16 protein-coding genes and 1 pseudogene are annotated in these 15,837 nt (G+C 68.3%); 8 read left to right on the forward strand and 9 right to left on the reverse strand.

The features are described from left to right. Positions 1-883, forward strand: an 883-nt coding sequence (locus AD72_RS09995; protein WP_031466168.1) for an Ldh family oxidoreductase, incomplete at its 5' end; no start/stop codon positions are given. A gap of 3 nt (positions 884-886) precedes the next feature. On the opposite strand, the gene AD72_RS10000 is transcribed toward AD72_RS09995, so the two are convergent. Genes AD72_RS10000 through AD72_RS10010 form a run of 3 tightly spaced genes read right to left on the reverse strand, consistent with a single transcriptional unit; the run spans position 887 to position 3,311 of the window. After that, a complete protein-coding gene (locus AD72_RS10000; RefSeq protein ID WP_051898402.1) occupies positions 887-1,612 on the reverse strand; it encodes a sulfite exporter TauE/SafE family protein in 726 nt (241 codons plus the stop codon). Next, a complete protein-coding gene (locus tag AD72_RS10005; RefSeq protein WP_037345300.1) occupies positions 1,609-3,084 on the reverse strand; it encodes a sodium:solute symporter family protein in 1,476 nt (491 codons plus the stop codon). Before AD72_RS10005 ends, AD72_RS10000 begins: the two co-directional genes overlap by 4 nt. Next, the gene (locus tag AD72_RS10010) at positions 3,081-3,311 is read right to left on the reverse strand and encodes a hypothetical protein (protein WP_037345301.1); all 231 of its coding nucleotides are present in this window, start codon (positions 3,309-3,311) and stop codon (positions 3,081-3,083) included. Before AD72_RS10010 ends, AD72_RS10005 begins: the two co-directional genes overlap by 4 nt. Before the next feature lie 177 nt (positions 3,312-3,488). Between AD72_RS10010 and AD72_RS35535 the strand changes: the two genes are divergently transcribed. After that, positions 3,489-4,001 (forward strand): SpoIIAA family protein, encoded by a 513-nt coding sequence (locus AD72_RS35535; protein ID WP_082468872.1) that lies wholly within the window; start codon positions 3,489-3,491, stop codon positions 3,999-4,001. Here the strand turns inward: AD72_RS35535 and AD72_RS10015 are convergent. Further along, the gene (locus AD72_RS10015; RefSeq protein WP_031466172.1) at positions 3,940-4,290 is read right to left on the reverse strand and encodes a VOC family protein; all 351 of its coding nucleotides are present in this window, start codon (positions 4,288-4,290) and stop codon (positions 3,940-3,942) included. The genes AD72_RS35535 and AD72_RS10015 overlap by 62 nt on opposite strands. 55 nt (positions 4,291-4,345) lie before the next feature. Here AD72_RS10015 and AD72_RS10020 point away from each other — a divergent pair, with 55 nt between their 5' ends. Further along, positions 4,346-4,861: a TetR/AcrR family transcriptional regulator gene (locus AD72_RS10020; RefSeq protein WP_037345354.1), complete on the forward strand. Its 516-nt coding sequence runs from the start codon at positions 4,346-4,348 to the stop codon at positions 4,859-4,861. A 16-nt stretch (positions 4,862-4,877) separates the two neighbouring features. Here the strand turns inward: AD72_RS10020 and AD72_RS10025 are convergent, their stop codons facing one another. Then, entirely contained in the window at positions 4,878-6,041 is a 1,164-nt protein-coding gene (locus AD72_RS10025) for a hypothetical protein (RefSeq protein WP_031466174.1), read from the reverse strand. 104 nt (positions 6,042-6,145) lie between these two features. Here AD72_RS10025 and AD72_RS10030 point away from each other — a divergent pair, with 104 nt between their 5' ends. Then, positions 6,146-6,757, forward strand: coding sequence for a class I SAM-dependent methyltransferase (locus AD72_RS10030; RefSeq protein ID WP_031466175.1), 612 nt, complete (start codon positions 6,146-6,148; stop codon positions 6,755-6,757). Positions 6,758-6,814: 57 nt separating this feature from the next. On the opposite strand, the gene AD72_RS10035 is transcribed toward AD72_RS10030, so the two are convergent. Further along, positions 6,815-8,140, reverse strand: coding sequence for an FAD-dependent oxidoreductase (locus AD72_RS10035; RefSeq protein ID WP_031466176.1), 1,326 nt, complete (start codon positions 8,138-8,140; stop codon positions 6,815-6,817). 196 nt (positions 8,141-8,336) lie between these two features. On the opposite strand from AD72_RS10035, the gene AD72_RS10040 reads away from it, so the two are divergent. Then, entirely contained in the window at positions 8,337-9,806 is a 1,470-nt protein-coding gene (locus AD72_RS10040; protein WP_037345304.1) for an MFS transporter, read from the forward strand. Between the two features lie 10 nt (positions 9,807-9,816). Here the strand turns inward: AD72_RS10040 and AD72_RS37535 are convergent. Then, a pseudogene (locus AD72_RS37535) lies at positions 9,817-10,071 on the reverse strand (MerR family transcriptional regulator); the annotation flags it as partial. Positions 10,072-10,282: 211 nt separating this feature from the next. Between AD72_RS37535 and tdh the strand changes: the two are divergent. From tdh to AD72_RS10055, 3 genes are read left to right on the forward strand one after another with little or no spacing between them, the layout of a single operon-like run. Continuing rightward, complete coding sequence (gene tdh, locus AD72_RS10045; RefSeq protein WP_031466178.1) at positions 10,283-11,311, forward strand: L-threonine 3-dehydrogenase; 1,029 nt, start codon at positions 10,283-10,285, stop codon at positions 11,309-11,311. A 13-nt stretch (positions 11,312-11,324) separates the two neighbouring features. Next, a complete protein-coding gene (locus AD72_RS10050) occupies positions 11,325-12,500 on the forward strand; it encodes a glycine C-acetyltransferase (RefSeq protein ID WP_031466179.1) in 1,176 nt (391 codons plus the stop codon). Between the two features lie 9 nt (positions 12,501-12,509). After that, entirely contained in the window at positions 12,510-13,394 is an 885-nt protein-coding gene (locus AD72_RS10055; RefSeq protein ID WP_031466180.1) for a LysR family transcriptional regulator, read from the forward strand. An 85-nt stretch (positions 13,395-13,479) separates the two neighbouring features. Here the strand turns inward: AD72_RS10055 and AD72_RS10060 are convergent, their stop codons facing one another. Continuing rightward, positions 13,480-14,910, reverse strand: coding sequence for a sugar porter family MFS transporter (locus AD72_RS10060; protein ID WP_031466181.1), 1,431 nt, complete (start codon positions 14,908-14,910; stop codon positions 13,480-13,482). 60 nt (positions 14,911-14,970) lie between these two features. After that, complete coding sequence (locus AD72_RS10065) at positions 14,971-15,822, reverse strand: DMT family transporter (protein ID WP_051898405.1); 852 nt, start codon at positions 15,820-15,822, stop codon at positions 14,971-14,973. Between the last annotated feature and the right edge of the window lie 15 nt (positions 15,823-15,837).

Genomic DNA, 15,837 nt, shown 5'->3' on the forward strand with positions numbered 1-15,837 from the left:
GCGGCGGCTGCCGTACTACCTGCGCCGCATGCTCGCCGGCGGTTACCCCGCCGATGCCGAGCTGGAGGTCGTCACCGATTCCGGCCCGCTACTCGCACTGCGCGGTGGCGGCGGACTCGGGCACTGGCAGTTGTGGGAGGCCGCGGCGGAACTGACCGACCGTACGGCGCAGTACGGCATCGCGGCGGTCAGCGTGGCCGATTCCGGTCACTGCGGGGCGCTCGGTCTCTACACCGTTCCCGGGCTCCGCCGCGGACAGTTGACCATCGCCTTCTCCAACGGGCCCGCCGTGATGCCCGCCTGGGGCGCCACCGAACCACTGCTGTCCACCTCCCCCATCGCCGCGGGCATCCCCGCGCGGCCTCGTCCATCCATTGTGGACATGGCGACGAGCACGGTCGCGCGGGGGAAGATCGCCGCCCGCGCCGCCTCGGGTACCGAATTGCCGGAAGGCTGGGCACTCGATGCCGAAGGCAGGCCGACCACCGATCCGACCGCCGCGCTGCACGGCCTACTCTCCCCGCTCGGCGGCGCGAAGGGGTTCGCCCTCGCCTTGCTCGTCGAAGCGTTCGCCGGCGGTGTCGCGGGGCCGAATCTCTCCGCCGAGGTCCCCGATATGTTCGCTCCGGAGGATTCGGCGCAGCCGCAACGGATCGGGCACATGTTGATCGCCGTCGACCCGGCACGGTTCGGCGGCCCGGAGGCGGCTCTACGGCTCGACCGGCTGGCCGCATCGGTACAAGCGAGCGGTGGCAGGCTGCCGGGCGGATCCCGTGTCCTCCCCGAGGAACTGGCCGAGCGAACCCCGTTGGAACTGGCCGAGAACACGGCAGCGGAGTTGTCCGCATGGGCACGGCGGCTCGGCGTGGCGATACCCGCCTGAGCCTCAGAACGCCCCGATGACCGTCACCAGACCGGAAACCACGATCAGCGCCACCACGAGCCTGCGGAACAGCACCGGTGGCAGCCGTTCGCCGACGAATCCGCCGAGCAGATTGCCGAGCACCGCGGCCCCCGTGAGGACGGGCAGCGCGGGCAACAGCACCTCGGCGGGAACCGCGCCCTGAAAGGCCAGCACCGCGAGGGAGATCGCGTTGCAGCAGACGAAGAAACCCGCGAGATCGGCGAGGAAGTTCCGCTGCGGCACATCGGATGCGGTCAACAGCAAAGCGGGCGGTATCCCGTTCAGCGAAGTGGTCGTGGACAGGTAACCGCCGATCACACCTGCCACGACCGGACGCACCCGCCCGCCGCCTGCCCGGGCGGGCATCCTGATCAGCATTCGCAGTCCCGCCAGCACCACGAGTACGCCCGCGGCGATCTTGAGGTACCGGGCCGGAACCAGGTGCACGGTCAGCGCGCCAATGCACGCGCCCGGCAGACTCGCCACGCCGAGCAGCGCCACCCTCGGCCAGTTCACCGAACCACGCAGCCGCACGAGCACGGCGAGCCTTGTCACGAGGGTGGCCGTCAGGTTCAGCGGAACCACCTGCGGCAGGGCGAATCCGGCGAGCAGCAGCAGTGGCGTGGACACCAGGGAACTGCCGAAGCCGGTCGCCCCACCGAGCACAGCGGCGAATCCCATCAGGACCGCGGCGAGCGTGAGGTTCACGCCGACTCCGCGGCCATCTCCTCGACCGTATCCGCGAACCGCTGTGTGTTCGGCGAAGGCGCGGTCAGCAGGCTCACCACCACGAACACCACGATGTTCGCGGCCAGCGCAATCAGCCCGGCGTTGATCCCGAACACCGGATCGTTCCCGCTCAACAGCAGCACTCCACAGAGCACCCAGCCGGTGAGCAGACCGGCGAGCATGCCCTGTTTGCTCGCCCGCCGCCAGAAGATCCCGCCGATCACGACGCCCGGGAACAGCTGGGTCACCAGGGCATACGCCACCAGTAGCACGTTCACGATCAGCGATGGCGCGAGCATGGTCAGCACCAGCGCGGCCCCGGTCAGCGGAAACACCAGCACCTTGGTCAGCCAGAACACCGAACGATCAGTGGTCGCCGGGCGCAGGACCTGCACCACATTGCGGGAAAGCAGGCTCGCCGAGGTCATCACGATCGGCCCGGCGGGCACGATGGCCGAGAGCATCGCGGCGACCACGATCAGCACCAGCGCCCAGTCCGGGAACAACTCCCGCATGATCCGCATGACCACATCGTTTCCGGCAAGGCCCGTGCCGAACGCGAGCACCGCGGCGAATCCGACCGTCAGCACCGCGACCTTCACGATCTGGTAGAAGGGCATCAGGACCGCCTGCCGCTTCAGCGTGCGCGGTGTCGCGGCGGTGAACGCGGTACCGAACCACTGCGGCCACATCCACTGCCCCATTCCGGTCATCAGCACCGTGGTGATCAACCACAACGGGCCGAGATCCTTCGCGGTCGCCGAGGGAAGCTCGAAGTAGTGCGGGATCTTCGTGCTGAACGCGGTGAACATGTCTCCGAAACCGCCGAAGAAATGCACCGGCACCACCACGAAGACCGCGACCACCGCGGCGAACATCAGCAGGTCCTTGGCCACCGACTGGATCGCGTTTCCCCGGATCCCGCCGATGAATATCGCGCACGCGAGCACCGCGAAGGCCAGTACATTGCCGACGATCGGTGATATCGAACCGTCCCCGAGAACTCGGAAAATGGCGGCGAGACCGGTGATGTTCAGATCGATGTAGGCGATCATGATCAACGCGGTGGACAGCGCGACGAAAACACCGAGCGCCTTGCTGTTGTAACGGTGCGCGACGAAATCCGCCTGCGTCACATAGCCGTACTTCTTGCCGAGCACCCAGATACAGGGCAGGACCAGGAACGCGATCGCGTAGGCCACGTCGTTCTGCGCGACGTTGTAGAACCCGGCGGCGCCCTTCGTGTACGAATACCCGGCGAGTCCCTGGAACGTGAAGGCCGTGTAGATCTCACTGCCGAGCAGGAACCACAGCAACACCGAACCCATGCCCCGGTGATCGACGAGCCAGCCTTCCAGATTGTCGGTCTTGCGCCGCCCCGCGTAACCACCGGCGACCAGCACGCCGAACGTCAGCACCAGACCGAGCAGCAGAATCAGCAGTGGGCTCATCGTGCACCCCCACGCCGCACCGCGCGCATCAGTCTGCGATCGACCAGATACAGCATCGCCATCAAGCCGGGGATCGTGATCGGCAGGAGGGTGAACCAGAACAACATCTCGGGCATCCCGAGAATCCGTCCCGCACCGTCGTTGAACAGCAACGGCGGGATCACCGTGTACAACACGAGCACGACAACGTTCAGCACAAGCCAGGCGCCGACGATCTTCAGGCTCATCCGACCTCCACATTGAGGACTGAGGTCTGACCTCTTTTGATCAACGTATCCGCCGTCGAAGGTCCGGGTCAAGGTCTGCCGCGGCGCGACAAGCTACTCGAGAAGATACCGGCGAGCCGAGACACGCGTAGAATGATCCGCCTGGCTCCACTCGATCGCTGGCGGAGGGAGACCGTGATGCTGCAGCGACTGAGCGAACTTCCCCACGGGGTACAGGCCCTGGACGCGCTCGGGGTGGTCACCGGACACGACTACGACGAAGTCTTCACACCCCTGGTCGACCAGGTGACCGGCACGGGAACGCGGCTACGCCTACTGTACCGCTGTGGGCCGGAATTCCGGCGGCTGACCGCGGGAGCTCTGTGGGCGGATGCCCGGCTGGGCCTGCGCTATCTGCCGATTCTCGACGGCTGCGCGGTCGTCACCGACAAGGGGTGGATACGCGGGTCCACCCGCGGTATCGGTTCGTGGATGCCGTGCCCCGTCCGCGTTTTCCCCGACGAGGAAACCGAACGGGCCCTGGACTGGCTCGGCTCGTTGCCGGCGCGAAGCGGTACCACACCCCGCGCCATCGTCAGGGCGTACATCGGTGGCGTGACAGCCGGGATCGGCGGCTTCGCGGCAACTGCTATTCGGATCCGGCGGCCGTCTGATCGAAAAGATGCACGGCGTTGCCCGCCGGGTCCATGAAAGTCGCCCCGTTGCCGTCCGGTATCTCGATCTCGCCCCGCCAGTCGAGTTCGGGATGTTCCCGCCGGAAAGCGTCCACGCTCTCGACCGCATAGAAGCCGCCCGCTTTCCACTGCGGCCCGGAATCCGGTGGCACATCGAGCATCAGCTCGATCTCCGACCCCGGAAGCTTGAACGCGGCGGTCGTCTCGCCCTCACGCCAGGATTCTTCCAGCCCGAGGGTGTCGCGGTAGAAGGCGACCGATTCCTTGAGGTCCTTCACGGGGTGATACAGGAACGTCAGCTTCATACGATCGCACCGTAAACCGATTACGGAATCCCGTCAACAGGTTATGCTGAGGTCCATGCGCGAATGGGTTCCGGTTCCGGGCTCGGCGAAGGCCCGGCTCATCGAGGCGGCCATCCATCAGTTCGAGCTCACCGGCTACGAGGACGTCAATGTCGTCGAACTGGCCGGTAAGGCGAGCGTGACCACCGGCGCGCTGTACCACCACTTCGGTTCGAAGCTCGGGCTCTACCTCACGGTCCGTGAGGACATGGAGAAGCGGATCGTAGAACGCATGGAAGGTGCCGCAGCGGCGGTGGAAGGCCGCGGACACGCCGCGGTACGCGCCGCACTCCTGGTTGCCTTCGACGCCGCGAACCGGTTCACCGTGTGCCGGATCCTGGGTGAGCAGCCGCCGGTCGAGCGCACGGACCCGATCGCCGCCGCGCTGCGCCCGCTGCTCCCCCCGCGCAAGACGTCCGCCGCGGACATCCTGGCCGCGGCCTGGCGCGCCGCGCTCCTGTCCGTGGCCACGGATGTCTCATCCACGGCTGCCCGGGCATCGCTGGCCTATGTCCTCGGTTCCGACCGCTGAGCCCTCGCGCCCCGACTCATCCGCCCTTGGGTGCTCCCCAGCGGGCGAGATAGGCGTCGCGGGCGGCCACGCTGACCGCCATGTGTTCGCGTAACGGATCGAAGAAGGTGCTGCGGTAGAGCGCATCGGTCGCGGTGGAGGCGACGAAGTAGAGCGCGGAGAAGGCAGCGATGAACAGGGACACGTCGAGCAGTTCGTTGGATATCCCGGTGTGGATGCCGAACAGTTTTCCCTCGGTCGGCGGGTGCCCGCCCCACTGTTCCATGACCTTGGGTTTGACGGCTGCGGTTCCGAACAGCACGAAGAACACGAACATCAGCGCGCCGAGGTAGATCGCCTGCATGGCCTGGGTGACGGCGAGCACGAGCACCATGTTGATCCGCTCCCCGCGCCGCAACGGAATCCGCTCGCCGCGACGTTCGTGCCCGGCGAACGGGGTGCCGTGCAGCCGGTCGTCGCGGTCGGCGATGGCCTGCGAGTCGAGCAATGCGTGCAATTCCTTGGGCAGCATGGAAATCAGGAACAGCACCCCGACCGCCGCGAACAGCCCGACGACCCGCCACATCTCCGCGCGGCTCAGCGATCCGGCCATCTGCCACACCTCGTTGTTCAGGAAGCCCAGCACGTTGAACAACAGCAGCAGCGGCAGCGCCCGCGTGGTGAGCGTGCCGAGGGTCTTGGTCTGGCGCACGGCCGCCCGGGATGCCCAGGCGAGCACCGAACCCGCACCGAGCAGGCACAGCCCCGCGATCACCGCAGCGAGCACGAGCTGGATCCCGAAGCCGTACCCGATGTCACGGGGACTGTCGAGCAGCAGCATGAACGGGACCGCGAGCACGAACAGCACCAGTGCCGCGATGGCGACCGGAATCCCGCCACCGCGCAGAATCCGGGCCCGCACCCAGCCGGACACCAGCCAGGAGCCGAGTAACGGCAGGACCGGAAGGCACAGCAGCAGGAGCGCGTAGAGCAAGACGAACCAGTCGTCTTCCATGCGCTCGGCGAAGTCCGATCCCGCGGTCAGCCCCAGCACGATGAGCAGTATTTCGAGGAGCCCGACGCACACCAGCCCGGGAACCAGGCGCACCAGCAGACCGCCGGCCTTGCCGCGCACGATCGACGGCAGTCCGCGACGGCGGAACCACAGCTCGGCCTCCCGACGATCCAGCTCGTGCCCCATGTCCCTGCCCCATCATGTCCCAGCCCCTCGGCCGTATTCCCAGGGAGCAGCCTACGGGATATCCCCCGATGCGCCCACCGGACGCAGACCGGGATGATCGGGGCATGAGAAAAATCCACGTCGGCCTGCTCGCCGGTGCCGCAGCGGCCGGTGCCGCCGCTTGGTGGTTCGGCGACCGCGCTCCCTACCCGTACGCGCAACGCTGGCTGCTCGATCTGCCGCTGCCCATGCTCGGTGCCAAACAGCTGGATGCCGTGCTCGATCCGCGCCCCGGGGAGCGCATCCTGGAGATCGGCCCGGGAACGGGATTGCAGGCGCTGCACGTGGCACCCGCGCTCGGCCCGCGCGGCGGGCTGGACATCGTGGACATCCAGCAGGACATGCTCGATCACGTGCAACGGCGCGCGCAGGACCGGGGTATCGACAACATCACCGCGACCCGGGCCGATGCGCGCGAGCTGCCTTTCGCCGACGGCTGCTTCGACGCGGTCTACCTCGTCACCGCGCTCGGCGAGATCCCCGATCAGCACGCCGTCCTCGGCGAGGCGGCCCGGGTACTCACCCCGCAGGGCAGGCTGGTCGTCGGCGAATTCTTCGACCGGCACTGGATTCCGCGTTCCCGGCTGCGCCGGATGGCCGATTCCCACGGGCTGCGGATGACCACGCATCGCGGCCCCAGCCTCGCCTATCTCGCCCGGTTCACGGCCGGGGGCTGACATGCGTGATGGTGCGGGCCATCGGCACCGCACCACCCCGCGCGCGAACAGGTGTTGCTACGGGCGCAGTGTTTGGGAGACCCGCACCATCTCCGCCCGTTCGACGACTTTGATCCGTTCCCTTCCCCTGGCCGCGCCGAGCTCGCGTTCGTGCCCGTCGAGCTGGCGCCAGCCGTCCCAGGTGGTGTACTCGCATCCCTTGGCGAGCAGGAACTGTTCCACCGCATCGGGATCCGGTTCCTCGGCCGGGACGAGACCCTGCCGGTCCTCGAGCAGACTGGTGATCGTCTCGAGCGCGTCCCCCTTGGTGTGCCCGATCAGCCCGACCGGTCCGCGTTTGATCCAGCCGGTCGTGTACACCCCGCGCAGCTGCTGGCCGTCCATGTCGAGCACCCTGCCCCGCTCGTGCGGAATGGTCCCGTTCCGGTGGTCGAAAGGAATCTCGGGCAGGTGCGCGGAAAGGTACCCGACCGCGCGGTACACCTGGCCGACCTGCCATTCCCGGTAGCGCCCGGTGCCGCGCACGTTCCCGGTGCCATCCAGTTCCATCCGCTCGGTGCGCAGACCGGTCACCCGGTCACCGCCGAGCACCTCGTCCGGGGCGTGCAGGAAGTGCAGGTACAGCCGGTTCGGCCGGTCCCCCGGTTCCCGGATCGCCCACTCCTGCAGGGTTTTCGTGACCATCTCGGCCTGCCGGTTCGAGCGCAGTTCGGCCACCGATCCGTCGTCGAACTCGATGTCCTCGGGATCCACGATCACCTCGACGTTCGGCGAGTGATCGAGCTCGCGCAGTTCGAGCGGGGTGAACTTGGCCTGCGCCGGGCCGCGCCTGCCGAACACGTGCACCTCCCGCACCTTGCTCGCGGCGAGCCCCTGGTAGACGTTGTACGGAATCTCGGTGTACAGCAACTCGTCCGCGGTCTTGGCGAGGATCCGCGCCACGTCCAGCGCGACGTTTCCCGCGCCGATCACCGCGACCGATTCGGCCTCCAGCGGCCATTCCCTGGATACGTCCGGGTGCCCGTCGTACCAGGAGACGAAGTCCGCGGCGCCGTAGCTGCCGGGCAGTTCGATCCCGGGGATCTCCAGCGCGCGATCGGCGTCCGCACCGGTCGAGAAGATCACCGCATCGTAGAAGGAGCGGAGGTCCTCGAGCTTGATGTCCGCGCCGAACTCGACATTGCCGAACAACCGCACCCCGGGCTTGTCCAGCACGTTGTGCAGCGCGTTCACGATTCCCTTGATACGCGGGTGATCCGGCGCGACCCCGTAGCGGACGAGGCCGAACGGGGCGGGCAACCGCTCGAACAGGTCGACTTCGCAGCTGGTCTCGGCTTTGAGCAGGTTGTCGGCCGCGTAGATGCCCGCGGGACCGGCTCCCACCACGGCGACGCGAAGAGAACGTTCCATGCTCGATATATTAGGTAAGCCTAACTTAAGAAGATACGTGATCTCGCGCACCCGTCACGCCTTGACTTCAAGCGCACTTGAACTGGCAGCCTGAGCGCGTCCCGAAATGACCCGCTCCCACCACGGGCGACCACCACACTCGGTTCACGTTCTGCGAAGGAATTCCGTAGTGCGCATCTGGCTGCCCTTGATCGCGACCTGCCTCGGCACCTTTCTGCTGCTGGTCTATTCCACCATCGTCACGGTCGCCATGCCGGACATCGGTACCGCGCTCGGTGCGGATTTCGGTTCCCTGCAATGGGTTGTGGATGTGTACACGCTCGCGCTCGCCGGTCTGCTGCTCGGCATGGGCTCGCTCGGGGATGTGCTCGGCCGCAACCGGCTCTATCTCGCCGGGCTCGGCCTGTTCGCGCTCGCCTCGCTCGGCTGCGGGCTCGCCGGGAACGTGACGGTGCTGATCCTCGCCCGCGCGGTGCAGGGAATCGCGGGGGCGGCCATGTTCGCCACCCTGGTACCACTGATCGGGAGCGTGTATTCGGGGCACCGCAAGGGAATCGCCTTCGCGGTGTGGGGCGCGGTCGCCGGCGCCGCCGCGGGGCTCGGCAATATCGCGGGCGGGGTGCTCACCCAGTTCCTCTCCTGGCCGTGGATGTTCTACGGCGGGGCCCCGCTCGCGTTGCTCACCCTCGCCCTCTCCGCCGCGGTCCTGCCCGCCGAACAGCGCGGCCGTTCCGCGGTCGACTATCCGGGAATCCTCACCTTCTCCCTCGCCGCGACCGGGTTCACCTTCGGCATCATCAGCGGCGGGGAACAGGGCTGGGGTTCGATGCGTGCCCTCTGCGGGTTCGCCGCTGGAATCCTCGCCCTGCTCGCTTTCCGGTACACCCAGCGGCGCAGCGCGCATCCGATGTTCGATCTCGGCCTGTTGCGCAAACCCGGCTTCAACGGCACCCTGCTCGCCGCGTTCGGCTACTACCTCGCCGGGTTCGGCGGGCTCCCGGTGCTGTCCCTGTGGCTGGAGGGCAGCGCCCGGCTCGATGCGCTGTCCACCGCCCTGGTGCTCACGGTGCAACCGCTCGTCTTCTTCGCCACCTCCGGGCTGCTCGGCAGCAGACTGCACCAGCTCGCCCCGCGCCTGAGCCTCGGCGGCGGCACGGTCCTCGTCGGGATCGGCGCGCTCGCCTGGATGTTCGCCAGGGACGGCTCCTGGCCGAGCCTGCTCGCCGGACTGATCCTGACCGGCGCGGGCGCGGGCCTGGTCTCTCCGGTCCTGCCCGCCATCGCCATGGCCGCCGCGCCCGCCTCGCGCAGCGGGGTCGCCTCCGCCGCGGCCAACTGCGCCCGGCAGATCGGGCTCACCCTCGGCATCGCCGTACTCACCTCGGTGTTCCACCAGTACGGCGCGGAACGGACCACGGGACTGCACGCGGCGGCCCTGCTCGCCGGGCTCATCGGCCTCGGCGCCGGGGCGCTCGCCTGCCGGTTGCTGCGCCCGCGCGCTACGGGCCCGTCTTCCGGTCCACGATCGCCTGCAGGTGGTCCTCCCACCACGCGCAGCGCATCGGGAACTCCGCCGAACACGTCAGGTGGTGCTCGATGGTCGCTTTCGCCTCGGTGGCGCGCGCGATCTGCTCGGTGAGCCGGTCCCGATGCTCGGTGAGCACCTCGTGGAACCGTTCGCTGCTGTCCTCGCTGTCCAGGATCTCCTTGATCTGGCGCAGGGTGAGCCCGCTGTCCGCGTACACCTGGATGAGCGCCAGCCTGCGCAGCAGCGTGTCGTCGTAGTAGCGCCTGCCACCCCTGCGCACCGGTGCGGAAAGCAGCCCGAGTTCCTCGTAGTAGCGCAAAGTCGAGCCACGGACCCCGAACTGTTCGGCGACCTTTCCGATCGGAAGCAGGCGCATGCCACAAGCCTAGGAGTAATGGGCCGGATGCGCGCGGCCGAGTGCAGAATTTTCTCTGCAGCCGTTCCTCTGCAGACCTTTCTCTGCAGAGAGGGCTCGGCAACCACGCTCCGCTGTACAGCCCCGCTTACCAGGCTATACAGAACATCGTGATGGACGCGCGGTGCGCACCCGGACAGACTCGGCAGCAACACGAGGGAACGGAGTCGCGGTGCGCGCACTGCTGAAAGCGGAGGCCGGGCCTGGCCTGGAGCTGACCGAGGTACCGGATCCGGAACCAGGGCCCGGTGAGGTGCTGGTCCGGGTCATGCGGACCGGGATCTGCGGCACGGATCTGCACATCGACGCCTGGGACGACTGGGCGGCGCGGACGGTGCAGGCTCCCCTGGTGCTCGGCCACGAGTTCTGCGGGACGGTCGAGGCGATCGGCGCCGGGGTCACCAAGACCGCGGTCGGCGACTTCGTCAGCGGCGAAGGGCACCTGGTCTGCGGGACCTGCCGCAACTGCCTCGCCGGACGCAGGCATCTGTGCGCGAACACGATCGGCCTCGGGGTGCAGCGCCAGGGGGCCTTCGCCGAACTCACCGTGCTTCCCGAGCAGAACATCTGGGTGCACCGCCAGCAGGTCGATCCGGACGTCGCCGCGATCTTCGACCCGTTCGGCAATGCGGTGCACACCGCGCTGAGTTTCCCGGTCGTCGGCGAGGACGTGCTGATCACCGGGGCCGGACCGATCGGGCTGATGGCGGCGGCCGTCGCGCGGCACGCGGGCGCGCGCAATGTGGTGATCACCGATATCAGCGAGCACCGGCTCGAACTCGCGCACAAGGTCGGCGTGGACCTCGCGGTGAACGTGGCCGAGACGACCGTGGCCGAGGCGCAGCGCGAGCTCGGCATGCGCGAGGGCTTCGACGTGGCCATGGAGATCTCCGGGCAGCCCTCCGCGGTGCGCGAGATCATCGTGAACTGCTCGCACGGCGGGCGGGTGGCGATGCTGGGCCTTCCCGCGGCCGAGTTCGCGATCGACTGGAGCGCGGTGGTGCTCAAAATGCTGACCATCAAAGGAATCTACGGCCGCGAGATGTTCGAGACCTGGTACTCCATGTCGGTGCTGCTGCAGTCCGGGCTCGATCTCTCACCGGTGATCACGCACCGCTTCGACCACACCGAATACGCCGAGGCGTTCGAGACCGCGCGCGGCGGGCACTGTGGCAAGGTCATCCTCGACTGGACACGCTAGGAGGAGCATTTCCATGTACGCGAACGCCGATGTGGTGCGCGCCGAACTCGCCGAGATCCGCGAAGGCGGGCTGTACAAAGACGAGCGGGTGCTCGATTCCCCGCAGCGCGCGCTGATCGGGGTCGGCAAGGCCGAGGTGCTGAACTTCTGCGCGAACAACTACCTCGGCCTCGCCGATCATCCCGCGCTGATCGAGGCCGCGAAATCCGCGCTCGACGAGTGGGGTTTCGGCATGGCCTCGGTGCGGTTCATCTGCGGAACCCAGGCCCCGCACAAGGAATTGGAGCGGCGTCTTTCGGCGTGGCTCGGCACCGAGGACACGATCCTGTACAGCTCCTGCTTCGACGCGAACGGCGGGCTGTTCGAGACCCTGCTCTCCGAACAGGACGTGGTGATCTCCGATGAGCTCAACCACGCGAGCATCATCGACGGTGTGCGGCTGTGCAAGGCGCGCCGCGCCCGCTACCGCAACCGGGACATGGCCGACCTGGAGCGCCTGCTCACCGAGCACGCCGATGCGCGGACCCGCCTGATCGTGACCGACGGCGTGTTCTCCATGGACGGTTATCTCGCCCCGCTGGACGAGATCTGCGCACTGGCCGAGAAACACGGCGCGCTGGTGATGGTCGACGATTCGCACGCGGTCGGGTTCACCGGGGAGACCGGGGCGGGCACCCCGGAGCTGTTCGGCGTGACCGAGAAGGTCGACATCCTCAGCGGCACCCTCGGCAAGGCCCTCGGCGGGGCCAGCGGTGGCTACATCTCCGCACACGCCGAGATCGTGGAGCTGCTGCGCCAGCGTTCCCGGCCGTACCTGTTCTCGAACTCGCTCGCCCCCTCGATCACCGCGGCCGCGCTCGCCGCGCTCGACCTGATCTCCTCTTCCGAAGACCTACGGAAACGCTTGCGGGACAACAGCTCCCACTTCCGTTCCCGGATGGCCGAAGAGGGCTTCGACCTGCTGCCCGGTGAACACCCGATCATCCCGGTGATGATCGGGGACGCCGCCGAGGCCGCGCGGATGGCCGATCTGCTGCTCGCCGAGGGCGTGTACGTGATCGGGTTCTCCTATCCGGTCGTGCCGAAGGGCAAGGCGCGCATCCGTACCCAGATGTCGGCCGCGCACACCGAGGCGGACATCGAGCGCGCGGTCGCCGCCTTCGTCGCGGCGCGCAACAAGATGACATAACATCCCGGGGTGATCGACCCCCGACGGCTCCAGGTGCTGCGCGCCCTCGCCGACCACGGCACGGTGCGCGCGGCCGCCGAGGCGCTGCATCTGACCCCGTCCGCGGTGTCCCAGCAGCTCGGCGCGCTGGAACACGAGGCGGGGCAGGCGCTGCTGTCCAGGCACGGGCGGCGGGTGCAGCTGACCGCGGCCGGGGAACTGCTCGCCGAACACGCCAAGGCGGTGCTGGCCGAACTGGAACGCGCCGAGGCGACGCTCGCCGCCTGCGCCGAGGGCACCATCGGCACCGTGCACCTCGCCTCGTTCGCCTCCGCGATCACCCAGGTCGTGGCCAACGCCATCGGCACACTGCGCCAGCACTCCCCCGGGGTGCGGATCGTGGTGCACGATGCCGAGGCGCACACCAGCCTGCTGCAACTGCTCTCCGGGGAGATCGATATCGCGATCTCCATGGAATACCGGGCCACCGCGCAGATCGACAGCGCCCGGCTGACCAGATTCCCGCTCTACGCCGAACCGTTCGACGCCGTGCTCCCGCCGGGGCACCCGCTCGCGGCCGGAGAGCGGATCGCCGTCGAGGCGCTGCGCGAGGAGGAATGGATCGCCCCGCTACCGGACAACCCGTGCCGCGCTGTCGCCCAGACCTGTTGCGAGCACGCGGGTTTCCTCCCGCGGATCACCCACTCCTGCGACGATTTCCACGCGGTCACCGCGCTCGTCGCCGCGGGAGCCGGGGTCGCGCTCGTGCCCCGCACCGCGATCGGCACCGATTACCCGGTCGCGGTGCTCCCGGTCTCCCCCAATCCGCCGGAGCGCCGGGTGTTCGCCGCCGTGGAGCGTGGCCGCGAAGGGCATCCGCTGATCCGCACCGTGCTCGACGCACTGCGCGCCTGACCCGATCCCGCACCTCGAAGCGAAAGGCTGAATGGCACGCGGCCGACGTCATAGCGCAGCAGGCCACGGCATTGTCAGACGCGCCCTAGCCTGCACGCTGGTAGGTCTCGCCGGTCATGGACTCGAGCTCGCGCTGCTTGGTCTCCGGAACCTTGCGCAGCACGAAGAAGAACGAGAGCAGGGCGAAGAAGGCGAACGCGCCGTAGAGCCAGGAAAGGCCGACCTCGCTGGTCATCGGCTCGAAGGCGAAGGTGACGATGAAGTTGAAGATCCAGTTCGCCGCGGTCCCGATCGCCAGGGCCATGGCACGCATCCGGTTCGGGAACATCTCGGCGAGCATGATCCACAGGATCGGGCCCCAGGAGAGCGCGAAGAACACCACGAAGGCGTTGGCCCCGATGAGCGCGAGCGGTCCGGCGGCACCGGGCAGCGAGACATCGGAGCCGCTGCCCATCTGCTGGGAGAAGGCGATCGCGGTGAGCAGCAGCGAGGCGAACATACCGAGCGAACCGATGGTGAGCAGTTTCCGCCGCCCGATCCGGTCCACGAAGAGCATGGAGACCACGGTCATCACCACGTTCACGCCCGCGGTGATCACCGAGGTGGTGAACGAGTCGGATTCGCTGAACCCGACCGATTTCCACAGCGTGGTGGAGTAGTAGAAGATCGCGTTGATACCGACGAGCTGCTGGAACGCGGCCATGATGATGCCGACCCAGACCAGCGGGTGCAGGCCGAACCGGGGGCCGCGAATGTCGCGGAAGGTGCTGCGGTGTTCGTTGCGCAGCGTTTCGGCGATCTCCTCGGCCTTCGCGTCCGGATCGGCTTCCCCGGTGACCCTGCCGAGCACCGTGGCGGCTTCACCGAGCTTGCCCTTGAGCACGAGGAACCGGGGTGATTCCGGGATCAGGTAGGCGAGCACCCCGTACACGAGGGCGGGAACCACGCCGACGAGGAACATCCAGCGCCAGGCGGGCATGCCGAGCCACAGTTCCCGGGAGGCACCACCCGCCGCGCCCGCGAGCCCCTTGTTGGAGCTGAGCACCACGAGCTGGCCGATGGTGATCGCCAGCTGCTGCAGCGAACCGAGCGCCCCGCGACCGGCCGCGGGTGCCACCTCGGAGATGTAGGCGGGCGCGATCACCGAGGCGATCCCGATACCGAGTCCGCCGATAACCCGCCACACCAGCAGATCGGGCACCGAGAACGCGAGCGCCGAACCGACCGAGCTGATCACGAACATGGCGGCGCCGAGCACCATCACCCGCCGCCTGCCCCAGCTGTCCGCGAGCCGCCCCGCGTACCAAGCGCCGACCGCGCAGCCGAGCAGGGCGATCGAGACCACGAATCCGGAGAGGAACGAGCCGAGCTGGAAGTGCGCACCGAGCGCATCGACAGCCCCGTTGATCACCGAGGAATCGAAACCGAAGAGAAAACCACCGACCGCGGCGGCTATCGAGATACCGATGGCCTTTCCGCGACGTCCGGTTCCTCCTTTTTGGACCGTCTCAACCATCGACGTATCCACCCCTTCGCGTCGTCGTGCCCCCACAGGTCTACACCAAGCTCCGATCCGTCAGCGCAGCGCCCCGGCCCGCACCTCACCAGCGACGCAGCCGAGGACCAGCGCGGCACCGGCGAGCACGAGGGGATGGAAGGGCTCGCCGAGCACCAGCACCCCGGCCGCGTAACCCACCAGCGGAACCACATAGGCGTAGGTGCTGACCAGCGATACCGGAGCGGTCCGCAGCAGCCGGTTGTACAGCGCGAACCCGGCGAGCGAGTCCACGAGCACCAGGTAGAGCGGGGCGAGCAGGTCCCCGGCGCCCACTCCGGGCAGGGCGGCCGGTTCCCCGCAAACACAGCCGAGCACCAGCAGCGCGATCCCGCCGGTGAGCAGTTGCAGGACGGTGGCCGCGAGCGGACCCACGGACGTGCTCGCGGCGAGCACCGTGCCGCCCGCCCAGGCCACCGCGGCCGCCAGCACGAGCAGGGTCCAGGCGGACACTCCGGAACCGGTGCCCTGGCTCGTGTACAGCACGACACCGACCCCGGCGAAACCGAGCAGCAAGCGGGCCAGGCCCGCGCGCCCCGTCCGGTGCCCGCGGAGCAGGCCGAACACCGCCACCCACAGCGGGATCGCCGCGACGAGCAGGGCCGCGCTGCTGGCCGGAACCTCCTGCTCGGCGACCGCCACCGCGCCCTGCGCGCCGAGCAGCAGCAGTCCGGTCACCGCACACCTGCCGAGTGCCCGGGCCCCGATTCCGCGCAGCGCGCCCGGTCGCGCGGCGAGCAGCACCAGCGCCGCGGTCGAGAACACCGCGCCCATGCCGAGCAGCACGGGAACCGTGCCCGCCAGTACCCGCATCGCAGGCAGCGAGGTACCCCAGCACAACCACAGTCCGGCGAGACCGGCGAACACACGCACACCGGGCAGCCTCGC

Origin of the sequence: Sciscionella sediminilitoris (genome assembly GCF_000737195.2) — a bacterium.
Classification (GTDB): domain Bacteria; phylum Actinomycetota; class Actinomycetes; order Mycobacteriales; family Pseudonocardiaceae; genus Sciscionella; species Sciscionella sediminilitoris.

Coding starts and splice junctions, on each gene's coding strand:
- AD72_RS10020 (WP_037345354.1), top strand. CDS start 4,346: ATGCGCGAATGGGTTCCGGTTCCGGGCTCGGCGAAGGCCCGGCTCATC.
- AD72_RS10025 (WP_031466174.1), bottom strand. CDS start 6,041: ATGGGGCACGAGCTGGATCGTCGGGAGGCCGAGCTGTGGTTCCGCCGT.
- AD72_RS10030 (WP_031466175.1), top strand. CDS start 6,146: ATGAGAAAAATCCACGTCGGCCTGCTCGCCGGTGCCGCAGCGGCCGGT.
- AD72_RS10050 (WP_031466179.1), top strand. CDS start 11,325: ATGTACGCGAACGCCGATGTGGTGCGCGCCGAACTCGCCGAGATCCGC.
- AD72_RS10005 (WP_037345300.1), bottom strand. CDS start 3,084: ATGAGCCCACTGCTGATTCTGCTGCTCGGTCTGGTGCTGACGTTCGGC.
- AD72_RS10010 (WP_037345301.1), bottom strand. CDS start 3,311: ATGAGCCTGAAGATCGTCGGCGCCTGGCTTGTGCTGAACGTTGTCGTG.
- AD72_RS35535 (WP_082468872.1), top strand. CDS start 3,489: ATGCTGCAGCGACTGAGCGAACTTCCCCACGGGGTACAGGCCCTGGAC.
- AD72_RS10060 (WP_031466181.1), bottom strand. CDS start 14,910: ATGGTTGAGACGGTCCAAAAAGGAGGAACCGGACGTCGCGGAAAGGCC.
- AD72_RS10015 (WP_031466172.1), bottom strand. CDS start 4,290: ATGAAGCTGACGTTCCTGTATCACCCCGTGAAGGACCTCAAGGAATCG.